The organism is Lactobacillus sp. ESL0228 (assembly GCF_003692825.1).
Classification (GTDB): Bacteria; Bacillota; Bacilli; order Lactobacillales; family Lactobacillaceae; genus Lactobacillus.
The window spans coordinates 59,943-71,804 of sequence record NZ_REHJ01000006.1 but is presented as its reverse complement, the minus strand read 5'-3'; the positions used below and the strand labels follow the sequence as shown (position 1 = coordinate 71,804).

Sequence of the window (11,862 nt, the reverse complement as noted above, 5' to 3'; positions counted from 1 at the left end):
AATTTATCAGATCTTGTTCTCTTTGTCAAGAACTTTTTTCTGTCCGCTCTCTGCTCTTTCAAGCAGCAACGTTTATCATCTTACTAAATCAGCTTTCCTTTGTCAAGCTTTTCTTTCAAATGTTTTTGTCCTCTTCGCTTCTGTCTCTTTGACTTTCGCCCGACGACAGTTATTTATATTAGCAACCTTTTTCTTCTTTTGCAAGCTTTTTTTGAAATTTATTGAAGTGACTTGCAAAGCATTTCATGATAAAGTTGTTATATCAACGTTTATAGGAGGTTTTTAAAATAAAAAAATTTGATTTAGCAATTATTGGTGCTGGACCTGTTGGGCTTTTTTGTACTAGTTTTGCAAATTTACATGGCTTAAAAACTGTAACTTTCGACTCATTAAAGAAAGTTGGTGGACAGCCTCAAATGCTGTATCCTTTTAAAAAAATATTCGATATACCTGTCTTTAATCAAATTACTGGTGCCGCTCTTATTCAGCAACTGCATTTAACTGCTAAGAAAAACAGTGATTTTGTGTTAGATCATAAGGTAAGAGCAATTCAAAAGCACGAGAATATTTTTATTATTGACAATGAATTTGAAACGCGAAGTGTCGTTATTGCAACAGGTAATGGTGCGTTTTCACCAAGAAAGTTCCCACTAAAAATGAGTGAAGCAGTTGAAAAAAAGGTTCATTATTTTATTAAAGAGCCACATCTATTTACTAATCAAACCATTGGCATTTTTGGAGGTGGTGATTCTGCTCTTGATTGGGCACTTGAACTAGCAAGCCAAAATAATACTCACGTAAAAATAATTCATCGGCGTAACGAATTTCGCGGATTGGAAAAAAACGTTCAACAGTTAAAAAGTTTAAAAAATGTTGAAATTATAACGCCATATCTTCCTAATTCTATTGCAATCAGGAATAATCAACTTGAAGTGGAGCTAAAGCAAATAAGTAATAAAGAAATTATTAGTCATCAGTTTGATCAAATTATTGTTGCTTATGGATTCCGTAGTAATAACAATTTTGTCAGCAACTGGGGAATTAACTTAGTTAATGGTCAAATTAAAGTTTCACGCGAAATGACCACTAACGTCCCCGGTATTTACGCCATTGGTGATGCTGTGACCTATCCTGGTCGCGTTCCTGTAATTGCGCTCGGCTTTGGAGAAGCTCAAATCGCAGTTACTTCCATCATGCGGTTCCTCTTTCCTGAAAAAACCTTAACAGTTCATTCAACAAGTTTATAGGAAGGTAGCCTTATGCCCATAATCAATTTTATTCTTCACATTGATCATCATTTAATAGAAATAGTTAATCAATTTGGTAACTGGACTTACTTGATTATTTTCAGCATTATTTTTGTCGAAACTGGCTTAGTAATCTTCCCATTTTTACCAGGAGATTCACTAATCTTTGCAGCAAGTTCCATGGCCATCAATCAAAAATACAACCTTAACATTTGGTTAATTTATTTAGCCGTTTTATTGGCGGCAATTCTAGGTGATGCCTGCAATTACGAAATTGGTGCATATTCAGTTAATGCCGGTTCTAAGCATTCTTGGTTTAACCGATTAATCAACCAAAAAAATCGTTTAGCTGCAGAACAATTTTTTAATCGCCATGGACCAATTACGATTGTCATTGGTCGATTTATCCCATTCATCAGAACTTTTGTGCCCTTTATCTCTGGTGGTAGCAAGATGCATTATGGCAAGTTTTCACTATATAATATAGTTGGTGGAATTGTTTGGAGTGGATTGTTCACAATCATTGGCGCTATTTTCGGTAATATTCCCCTAGTTAAGGAGCACTTTTCTCTATTGCTTATTGCAATCATTCTGATTTCGGTTTTACCTATTGCAATGATTGCTTTAAAAAAACAATTCAATCAAAAAAAGGAGCTTCATTAAGGAGCTCCTTTTTTAACGTTGTAACAACTGATTAGCAAAATACAGTTCATAAATTATTCCCCAAACTGCAAAACAGGCTGCAAAAAAACCTTCTGTAAGCACATTAATAATGGGATCAGTTTCCGGATCAAACAACCAAGTATTACTTCCAGCAAAAAACAGGTGGTGAAAAGTTACAAAAAATTGATCAAAATTTGCTAATGCAAATGGCAATACGACTATTGGTAAAACCAATAATAAAAGTGCTGAAACTTTATTTAATTTAAGTGCCTTACTGTTTTTGTGTTTAACAAAAAAGTGAATCGTTAAACAACATAAAAAAGCCACAATTGCTAAAATAAACAACCTTTTAACTTCTGCAAAATGTTGAGCAGCCATTGGTGAAGTTCGAAAATTAGTCATTACTAGCTTCTTATCAAATGGACAAACCAAATACTTCAGCAATTGATTATAATTTGCCATAACTTGACCCAATGACAAATTGACAGTTCGGTTGGTCTTTTGAACAATTACAAAAACAACTAGTAAAGGCCAACTTGCAAATAACGCTCCAACTACACTACTGGTAATTGCAAAAATAAAATGATAAAAAAACGTCAATAAACTACTTTTGATTTTCATAATTTAAACTCATCCAAGTTGTTAACGACAAATGTCGGCTGTTTTTGATCAACAATATCTTTTCTTTGTGTAATTCCAGAAGTAACTAACAATTGATCAACATGACTATTAAAGCCTGCCTTAATATCAGTTTCATAATTATCACCAACTAATAATGCATTTTCCTTAAGACAATGCATTTTCACTAGTAATTTATCTATAATAATTTTGGATGGCTTCCCAATTATAAGTGGTTTTTTTCCACTTGCAGCCGCTATCATTGCACATTGTGCACCATTTCCAGGCATTAGTCCTTGATCACTAGGCAAATTCAAATCCCCATTTGTACTAATAAAGATTGCACCGTTTCTAATAGCATTAGTTGCAACTTGAACCTTATGATAAGTCAAATCAGTATCCATTCCCACAATTACATAATTTGGATTTTCTTCATTTAATTCAAATTGTGAATGTTGCCAAAACTCATTCCAAAGTCCAACTTGCCCAATCAAATAAACACCAATTTTACCAATTCGGTCTTTTTCTTGATCTAAAAGTAAGTCAATTGTTGCCATATTAGGAGTATAAATATGAGTTGTATCTGTTTTTATACCGTGTTGAGCCAATTTTTTAACTACCATCTGCGGTGTTCGTGTAGTGTTATTGGTTAAGAAAATATAATCTTTTTTTGCTTGATCAAGTCGCTTAATAAAACGGACTCCTGCTGCAATTGTATAATTTCCGCGATAAATGGTTCCATCAAGATCAACTAAAAATAAACGGTAATTCTTCACTTAGTTACTACTCTTTCTTTTTTTTATAATAAAAGAATGGTGAATTCCAACTTCTTTTGACATTTTCCCAGTTTCGCGTTTTTTAAAATGAACCATTGGTTGATGATGACGGTAGGACAAATTATTATCCTTTCGAAGACGTGCACTCTGTCTATGCTTTTTAGTGCTTCCCCAATTTTTTCGACTACCAGTTTTATAATGATGAACAGGGGTCAATAATTGTAAAACAAAATACGGTCCCCCGGGATTACAAAATTCCATTAAATAATCTGCTATTGCACGTTGCTTGCGATCAATAGCAGTTTGAACGTTGTCTTTATAAAAACCCCTAAGCCGTAAATGATCACTAGAAACATCCCCGACTAAAAAATCATACTGATCTAAGTAGGGATCATATTTTTTACGCAAAACGTCTAAATTGATAGCTTCTTGTTTATTTACAAGAATTTGGTAGAGCTGTTTATTAATTTTTAAATGGTCACCATTTAAGGTCACTGAAGCCAGTGAATGTCTCAACGGTTGTTGTTTGGTAAATTTATTATCATTATTAACTTTATCTGTCATAAGTTCTGCTCCCAGCTAAAGGATATTTTTGTGCCAAATAGTTACCCACAACTTCACGCAAAAATTGTGGGAACAAAAATTCGTTTTCTCCAACAATTGCAAGTGTAGGGAAAAAGGGAACCAAAACATAATGATCTAAAACAGCAAGCTCATATTTCTTAACTGGATCAATTTCTTGGTTATTTACATAAACTGTACGATTGATTGGATCAAATTTAATGCCACGATAATGCATTTGACCAAATACTTCTCCTCGAAAGCTCATTCCTTGAAGATGAAAACGATCTAAATAATGACGGTTCTTTTCAATTTCCATCACTAAGCGCCATAAATCACAGCCCTTTAGCCTCGTTCGCACTACATGCATTGAATGTGGAAGTGATTTTTGTAAATCATACTTAGTTATCACACCTGACTTAAATGGTGTTAAGAATAATCCTGAGCTAAGCATCGCTAAATTTGTGCCCGCAAAGTTTGCAATTGCATCCATCGAAACACGAATAGCAGCATCATTATTTTCTTCGTATTTGTACGGTAATTTTGCAACTGGTTCACGCGACAAGATTTTTCGACCGTGTTCAAAATATTCATGCACCAATTCTTTATCACATGGTTTAGTTTCCATTAGATTAGTTGACTCAACAGATGGTGTAATCATTTGGATATGGTGCTGATCATCAATTTCAACGTACGTATTACCAACAAAATTTCCCCATTTACCAGTTTGTGTAATCCAAACTCCATTAACCTTCTCACCATGCTTTAGCAAATCATGGCTATGTCCACCAATAATCAGATCAATTTGAGAATAATTTTTAGCTAAAAAACGGTCCATATTCAAACCAACATGTGTTAAAAGAATTAAAATATCATATTTCCCAGTAATTTTAGGCAAAACTCGATCCATTGTTTCTCGCAGCATTTTTACATGCCAGTGATTCGGTTTATAAGAAAGCGGATAAGCAGCGGTTAGTCCTATTAGTGCAATTCGTGTTCCTTTTTTTGTCCGCATAATCTTATAATCATGTGCCCAATGTGGCATACTTTCGTCTTCCTCACGTAAATTTGCAAGTAGCACTGGAAATTGAGCATGGTCAAATAAATGTTCAACAACTTCATGTGAATTGGAAATCCCTTCGTTATTACCAATTGTAACAGCATCATACTTAAACGAATTCATGAATTTAATATTTGCTTGTCCCAAGGTAGCATCCGTTAATGGATTAGAACGGTCTAAAAAATCACCGGCATCAAATGTCAACACTTGATCAACCGATCGATCTTGTTGAGCCGCATGCAGATAGCGTCCAATTTGAGGAAAATGCTCAAAATGCGAATGCAAATCATTTGTATGTAAAATACGAATTTTTTCCATTTTTATGTTCTCTATCCTATTTTATTTGATCTTAAAATCAGATTATATGTATCTAAAATTTTTCCCTCTGGTTTTTCCCATTCTACCCAGTTGGGATTCTTCCAATCAGCTTCATTAGTTAAAGTTTCTAATTTGTAATTTTTATTAATATATTCTTCGTAAGTGATCAAGGCTTTTGTGCGTGGTATATTTAATTGCAAAATTCTAACATTTTTGATTAATCCTCGATCAACGGCCAACTCAGCAATTCCGTTTTGATCAATATTGGAAATTTCAAAATATTTACTACCATCATTACGAGTGATTTCTTCAATTAAATCTAATTCTTCATATTGTTGATTCATTAACTATCCCTACATAAACTTAAACAGTGATATATAGCAAAAAATGTGTAACCATGCTATTGTAATATTTAATAGAGGTGTACACATGAAACATAAAAGCCTGCTGATTGCAGCTCTCTTTTTTAGCATAATCTTTTTAACAACTAGCGGTTTCACCGTTGTCGGTCATCGAGGCGACCCTAGCAAATATCCTGAAGAAACTATTCAAAGTGACGATTCCGCCTTTAACTCAGGCGCTGATTACGTTGAACTCGACCTTCATTTATCCTCAGATGGTGTAGCTGTGGTATCGCATGACGATGACTTATTCCGAGTTACCCATACTCCTGCCATTGTATCACAAAATACTTGGCACGCACTTAGTCAATTAACTTATGATAATTGCGAACATGTATTAAGTCTGGCTGAGTTATTTGCACATTATCAACATAGACCGCAAGCTAAGTTTATTTTGGAAACCAAAATTGATCATTCACTTGATTCATCTTATATGCTTGAAGATGAAATTGCTGCTACTGTCAAAAAATATCACATGGAAAAACGAATAATGATTCACTCATTTTCAGCAGCAAGCCTTTTTCATTTTCGTGAAATTTTGCCTGATTCATATCTAATTCTAATTGTTGGCAGTCTTAAAAGAATGAATTTTAGTAATTTACCACAAGTTAATGCTGTTAACGTTTCTTCTGATTTAATTCTAAACCACCCCTGGCTGATACATTGGCTGCATTTATTAAATAAGCAGGTCTTTGTTTGGACTGAAATGGATGAATCTCCCAGCTTGTGGCATTGGCTTATAAATAAAAATATTGATGGTGTGGTTACTAATTTTCCAAGTACTGGCTTTAAGTATAAACTTGCTAAAGAAGGATCTCGAAAATATGATATTCATCGTAAAGGAATCTATTTTGGTAAAGTAAGAACAGCAACCATGATGAATCCTTATGTTCGACATAAACAGCATAAGTATGTATATCCCGGACAAAATGTTAATGTGATGTACGGTGTTCGCGTTCACAATCAGCTCTACTATCAAATTGCAAATCAAACATTTATTTCTGCTGAATTTGTTAACCTCGATTTAAAACCACAGGATGTGGCTCCTTATCAGAATAAACAAATTTTAGCAAAACCTAAATCATCCGTAATGATTTACCGTTACCCAGAAAATCAAGCAAAGACATCTCAAAAACTTCCTGCAAATCGACTCTATAAAATCCAGAACTTTAATGGCAGTCCTAAAAGCATGTGGCTACGGATTTCATCTGGTTGGATTAGAGCTAAAGATATTCTCTTTTACGGATTCTTCGACGACACTTCTTGGCAACAATATCGCCAATTACCACGAATGAATCGCTACAACAATCTTGCACTAACTGCTTATCAACCAGTTGAACCACCAGCAGTCCTTTCAATTAAGCAACAACTAAATATAATTAATCACATAGCAATATAAAAAGCGATTTACTAATACTGTAAATCGCTTTTTATTGGTTCAAAACTAAAATTATTCATTTGTTGTACTTTGCTTTTTGAGCAATTCGTATGGTAATTCTATTTGTTTATCACTAATTTCTTCATTGTTCATCATCTTTGTTAGTAATCTCATCGCAACTGCACCAATATCATACAAAGGTTGACGAATTGCTGTTAAAGCTGGCCGCACTACCGATGCAACTTGAGTTGCACTAGTCGTAATGATTTCCAAATCCTTAGGAACATTCATTCCCGCATCAATTGCTGAATTTAAAATTCCAACAGCCGTAATATCATTTGTAACAATAACCCCATTAATATTATCACGCATTAATTGTGAAAACAGGTTATAACCATCTGAATAATCTTTAATATTATTATAAATATGTCCCTTACCTAGATTATGCTCTGTCATAAATTTATTATAAGCAACAATACGATTATCAGTATTAACAACTGTGCTGGAATTATCCAAAACAAGGGCTAAATTTCTTTTCCCATCGTTATACAACAAATTTAAAGCTTCCGTGTCGGCTTTTTTATAATCAATGGTTACGGATGGAAATTCATCATGTTTGTCCTTAGTTCCAGCCAAGACTACCGGTGTAGCTGTTCGTTTAAAAGCTTCAACTGCTTCATCTGGAAGATTGTCTGACATATAAATTACACCATCAACTTGCTTATTCAATAAGCTCTGAATCGCTTGATCTTCTTTCATTAAACGATTTTCAATACTTGTGATAATAATATTGTACTTATATAAAAGAGCAATATCATCAATTCCTTTTGACAATTCAGCAAAATATAGATTGGTTAAATCCGGTACAATTAAGCCAACAGTTGTGGTTCGTTTGGAAGCTAATCCTTGAGCCACGGCATTAGGTTGATAATGCAGCCGCTTAATTACTTCCATTACTCGATCGCGCGTATCTTTGCGCACGTTAGTATTACCATTAACAACCCGTGAAACTGTGGCCATTGACACCTTAGCTTCACGAGCAACATCATAAATTGTAATATCTTGTTTACGCATCCTCATTCCCCTATCTTAATCTTAAATACTAGTATCAAATTTAGCATGCTTTTTATCTAATTGCAAGCGTTTCCAGCTATTCTTTCATTTTTTCAGGTCAAGAACATGATATAATTTTCCTAATTAATCGATTAATTTGAAAGGATTAAAAATGAATTTAACCAAATTACAAGAATGGCTACAAAGTTCTGGTAACGATGTGGCTTATATTTCCAATCCAACCACAATTGCTTACTTTACCGGTTATGAAATGGAACCTCATGAACGGATTTTCTGCTTATTAGCATTCAAAGATCAGGAACCATTTGTTTTTGTTCCCGCTCTAAACATCGAAGAAGCGAAAAATTCCGCTTGGAATGGTGATGTTTATGGCTATCTCGATTCTGAAAATCCTTGGGCAGTTATTGCTGATAAAATAAAAAGCCGTACTTCAGCATACCAAAAATGGGCGTTAGAAAAAAATAATTTGTCTGTAGCTCATTATCAGCTTATCCATGAACAATTCCCCGATGCTAATTTTGATGGTGATATCTCAAATTTTATTGCCAAAATTCGTTTGTATAAAACTCCAGAAGAAATCAAGCAATTACAAGCAGCTGGCCGTGAGGCTGATTTTGCATTTCAGATTGGTTTTGATGCAATTAGAACTGGCGTAAGTGAACGCTACATTGCTGGACAAATTGAGTATCAATTAAAAATTCAAAAAGGGGTAATGCATGAAAGTTTTGAAACAATCGTACAAACGGGTACCAACGCTGCCAACCCACATTTAGGACCAACAATGGATAAAGTCAACCCCCACGAATTAGTTCTATTTGATTTGGGAACTATGCATAATGGTTATGCATCCGACTCTAGTAGAACAGTTGCTTACGGTGAGCCAACCGCCAAACAAAAAGAAATCTATGAAATCGATAGAGAAGCTCAACAAGCAGCAATTGAGGCTGTTAGACCAGGGATAACTGCTTCTGAACTTGATAGCGTTGCTCGCGATATTATCACTAAAGCTGGTTATGGTAAATACTTTATTCATCGTCTCGGTCATGGTATTGGCAAAGAAGTTCATGAATATCCATCAATCGTACAAGGCAATGATTTAATCATTGAGGAAGGTATGTGCTTTTCAATTGAACCCGGCATTTATATTCCAAATATAGCTGGCGTCAGAATTGAAGATTGCGGTGTAGTTACCAAAAATGGTTATGAACCTTTTACCCATACCAGTAAAGAATTACGTATCCTTGATTTAAAAGATTAAGCTAAAGTTCGTAACAAAATATAAAAATGCATTAATGGAAAATATGATTTCCATTAATGCATTTTTTAATAGATAATTTTATTTAACCAATAACCTTATCTTCCGGATGATTTAACTCATTCTGGTTATTGAAATCAGAAGGATTTTCGGCATTTTGCAAATCATCAACAGAATCTGCAAAATGATTTTCAATTGAACTATCATCTGATGAATTGTCAATTACAATATCATCAAAATCTTTTATCTCTGAATCATCATCAACATCCTTTGGAAATGATGATAGCTGATTCTTAACTATTTCTGTACCGTTATCGTACTTTTTCTTCAAATCCTGAACTGTTTCATTATTCTTAACTTTTTGTTTTAATTCATCAATTTGATTATCGGTAACAAGTAGTGAACCAGCCAAAAAGCCTGCTGCACCACCAATAACTGTCCCCAATATAAAACTTGTAATTTTTTTCATAAAAGTATCTCCTTTTATTAATCTGCGCCCTTACGACGTCTACGCCGTGCATACATTGATGTTAAAGCAGAAGACATAACACCGTTACGTTTCAAATGAAAACCACTAATTCTCTTTGCTAGTCTGCGTGTGGATGCATTAACATCTGAAACACTTTCACTCACATCTGCAGCTGCCTGTGCTACTGGATCCATAGTCTTCATCTTCACATTAACATCTGCCAGAAGAACATTCGTCTTATCTAACAAATCACTAGTTTGATCAAGTAACCCTTCAATCTCCTTAGTAACTTGCTGAATTGACTCATTAGTAACCTGGATTGTTTTATCTGCTTCTTTGGTCGCCTTTGCAATTCTGATAAGTACCGGTATCATAAAAAGTACTAAAATTAATAATGCAACGGCAGCAATTAGTCCTGCTAATGCACCATAAGAAATTGTCATCTTCTACCTCCAATTCTGTACCTAAAAAAAGTCTAGCATGAAAACACTTTAATCTCAAACCATATGTGATATTTTGATATAGTAAAACATAGAGTGTAAGAAAGGGCAAGAATCATGAACAAAATATTCCAAATTAATAAACGAGCTTTAACTTTTAATTGGGACAGATTAGGAGAACAAGTCCTCACTATGATGTGGCAACTAGCAGTTTCGACTCTAGTTTTTTATATTATTTACCGCCTTGGAAAAAAAATAATCGGTCATTATTTAAAACACAGCAAACGTCCACAAACTAAAAGATCGATGACGGTAACAGCTTTAATTAACAGTATTTTCGAATACACTGTTTTATTCTTTTATTTATTTGCTGTTTTATCAATTCTTGGAATTCCAATCGGAACTTTATTAGCTAGTGCGGGAATTTTTTCCTTAGCATTAGGTATGGGAGCACAGGGCTTTGTGAGTGATTTGGTCAACGGCTTTTTTATTTTGAGTGAAGACCAGTTTGATGTCGGTGATATTGTCCAAATTAATAACCAAACTGGTATTGTAATTCAACTTGGTCTAAGAACTACTCGACTCAAAGCCGCTGACGGATCAATTATTTATATTCCCAATCGTAATATCTCAATCGTACAGAATTTAGCCCATGGTGGGTTTGGTCTTGACATTGAACTTCAACTAAAAGTAACCAATGACTTTACTAAGGTTCGACAACTAATTGAACAGGTAAACCATAATGCTGGGCTAATTAAAAAAGTATTGGTTCAAAAGCCTCAAATCATTGGAATTACTGCTCAAGTCGCTCAAACAGTAAACTATGTTATTCACTTTCAAGTTATACCTGGAAAAGAAAAAGAAGTACATGACCAATATTTAGCGACATATTTAAAAGTATTACAAGAAAACGAAATTACTCTTGCTAGCTAAAAAGGTGGTAGTCTAATCAGACTAACCACCTTTTTATTTAGTATTAAACTGAGCTAACCAACTTGGAAAAAGTTTAAGCAATTTTTGAAGTGCCTTACCTCTATGTGATAAACTATTCTTTTCATCTACTGACATTTCTGCAAAAGTTTTATCCATTTCATCAACATAAAATAATGGATCATAGCCAAATCCATCTTTACCTCGTGGCATAGTTAAAATACGTCCTGAACATTGCCCAGAAACCACTAAGTCTTGTTCAAAAGCATTCGGCATTGAAACCACAATCGTGGTATTAAATTTAGCAGTTCTTTTTGACAAAGGTACCCCACCTAATTCAGCTAATAACTTTGCATTATTTTTATGATCATTGTGCTCCTCACCAGCATAACGAGCAGAGTGCACTCCTGGACCCCCATCTAATTCATCAACCATTAATCCAGAATCATCAGCAATTGTTATCAAGTGACTAAAATTTGCAAGAGCATGCGCTTTTAATTTGGCGTTTTGCTCAAAAGTTGTCCCATATTCATCCACAAATGGCGGATTAATTAGATCCGCATTGGTGATTATCTTTATATTAATATTGGCGTTTTCAAAAGCCTTTTTTAGTTCTATTGCCTTTCCTTGATTAGTTGTCGCAAATAATACTTTCACTGATTATTACCCACT

Annotated in this window: 14 protein-coding genes; 5 read left to right on the top strand and 9 right to left on the bottom strand. The window is 34.3% G+C overall.

Annotated features, from left to right (window positions below; translation table 11 throughout):
- Positions 1-308: 308 nt before the first annotated feature.
- Positions 309-1,247, top strand: a complete 939-nt coding sequence (locus F5ESL0228_RS01720) for an NAD(P)/FAD-dependent oxidoreductase (protein ID WP_369916833.1) — start codon at positions 309-311, stop codon at positions 1,245-1,247.
- Positions 1,248-1,259: 12 nt separating this feature from the next.
- Complete coding sequence (locus F5ESL0228_RS01715) at positions 1,260-1,910, top strand: VTT domain-containing protein (protein ID WP_122022673.1); 651 nt, start codon at positions 1,260-1,262, stop codon at positions 1,908-1,910.
- Between the two features lie 12 nt (positions 1,911-1,922).
- On the opposite strand, the gene F5ESL0228_RS01710 is transcribed toward F5ESL0228_RS01715, so the two are convergent.
- From F5ESL0228_RS01710 to F5ESL0228_RS01690, 5 genes are read right to left on the bottom strand one after another with little or no spacing between them, the layout of a single operon-like run.
- Positions 1,923-2,531 (bottom strand): TIGR01906 family membrane protein, encoded by a 609-nt coding sequence (locus tag F5ESL0228_RS01710; RefSeq protein ID WP_122022672.1) that lies wholly within the window; start codon positions 2,529-2,531, stop codon positions 1,923-1,925.
- Positions 2,528-3,304 carry a TIGR01457 family HAD-type hydrolase gene (locus F5ESL0228_RS01705; protein ID WP_122022671.1) on the bottom strand — a complete coding sequence of 259 codons (777 nt, stop codon included), beginning with the start codon at positions 3,302-3,304 and terminating at the stop codon, positions 2,528-2,530. The genes F5ESL0228_RS01710 and F5ESL0228_RS01705 overlap by 4 nt, the downstream gene beginning before the upstream one ends.
- Entirely contained in the window at positions 3,305-3,868 is a 564-nt protein-coding gene (locus F5ESL0228_RS01700; protein ID WP_122022670.1) for a YutD family protein, read from the bottom strand. It abuts the gene before it with no gap.
- The gene (locus F5ESL0228_RS01695) at positions 3,858-5,243 is read right to left on the bottom strand and encodes a bifunctional UDP-sugar hydrolase/5'-nucleotidase (RefSeq protein ID WP_122022669.1); all 1,386 of its coding nucleotides are present in this window, start codon (positions 5,241-5,243) and stop codon (positions 3,858-3,860) included. The genes F5ESL0228_RS01700 and F5ESL0228_RS01695 overlap by 11 nt, the downstream gene beginning before the upstream one ends.
- An 11-nt stretch (positions 5,244-5,254) precedes the next feature.
- Positions 5,255-5,587 (bottom strand): hypothetical protein, encoded by a 333-nt coding sequence (locus F5ESL0228_RS01690; RefSeq protein ID WP_122017823.1) that lies wholly within the window; start codon positions 5,585-5,587, stop codon positions 5,255-5,257.
- A gap of 85 nt (positions 5,588-5,672) precedes the next feature.
- On the opposite strand from F5ESL0228_RS01690, the gene F5ESL0228_RS01685 reads away from it, so the two are divergent.
- Complete coding sequence (locus tag F5ESL0228_RS01685) at positions 5,673-7,043, top strand: glycerophosphodiester phosphodiesterase (protein WP_122022668.1); 1,371 nt, start codon at positions 5,673-5,675, stop codon at positions 7,041-7,043.
- A gap of 51 nt (positions 7,044-7,094) precedes the next feature.
- Here F5ESL0228_RS01685 and F5ESL0228_RS01680 read toward each other — a convergent pair whose 3' ends face one another.
- Entirely contained in the window at positions 7,095-8,096 is a 1,002-nt protein-coding gene (locus tag F5ESL0228_RS01680) for a substrate-binding domain-containing protein (protein WP_122017821.1), read from the bottom strand.
- 151 nt (positions 8,097-8,247) lie between these two features.
- Here F5ESL0228_RS01680 and F5ESL0228_RS01675 point away from each other — a divergent pair, with 151 nt between their 5' ends.
- Positions 8,248-9,354: a Xaa-Pro peptidase family protein gene (locus tag F5ESL0228_RS01675; protein ID WP_122022667.1), complete on the top strand. Its 1,107-nt coding sequence runs from the start codon at positions 8,248-8,250 to the stop codon at positions 9,352-9,354.
- A gap of 82 nt (positions 9,355-9,436) precedes the next feature.
- Here the strand turns inward: F5ESL0228_RS01675 and F5ESL0228_RS01670 are convergent, their stop codons facing one another.
- Positions 9,437-9,820, bottom strand: coding sequence for a YtxH domain-containing protein (locus F5ESL0228_RS01670; protein WP_122017819.1), 384 nt, complete (start codon positions 9,818-9,820; stop codon positions 9,437-9,439).
- Positions 9,821-9,837: 17 nt separating this feature from the next.
- A complete protein-coding gene (locus F5ESL0228_RS01665; protein ID WP_122017818.1) occupies positions 9,838-10,263 on the bottom strand; it encodes a DUF948 domain-containing protein in 426 nt (141 codons plus the stop codon).
- Between the two features lie 114 nt (positions 10,264-10,377).
- On the opposite strand from F5ESL0228_RS01665, the gene F5ESL0228_RS01660 reads away from it, so the two are divergent.
- Positions 10,378-11,193 carry a mechanosensitive ion channel family protein gene (locus F5ESL0228_RS01660; protein WP_122022666.1) on the top strand — a complete coding sequence of 272 codons (816 nt, stop codon included), beginning with the start codon at positions 10,378-10,380 and terminating at the stop codon, positions 11,191-11,193.
- A gap of 33 nt (positions 11,194-11,226) precedes the next feature.
- Here F5ESL0228_RS01660 and F5ESL0228_RS01655 read toward each other — a convergent pair whose 3' ends face one another.
- The gene (locus F5ESL0228_RS01655) at positions 11,227-11,847 is read right to left on the bottom strand and encodes an XTP/dITP diphosphatase (protein ID WP_122017816.1); all 621 of its coding nucleotides are present in this window, start codon (positions 11,845-11,847) and stop codon (positions 11,227-11,229) included.
- Positions 11,848-11,862: the final 15 nt, after the last annotated feature.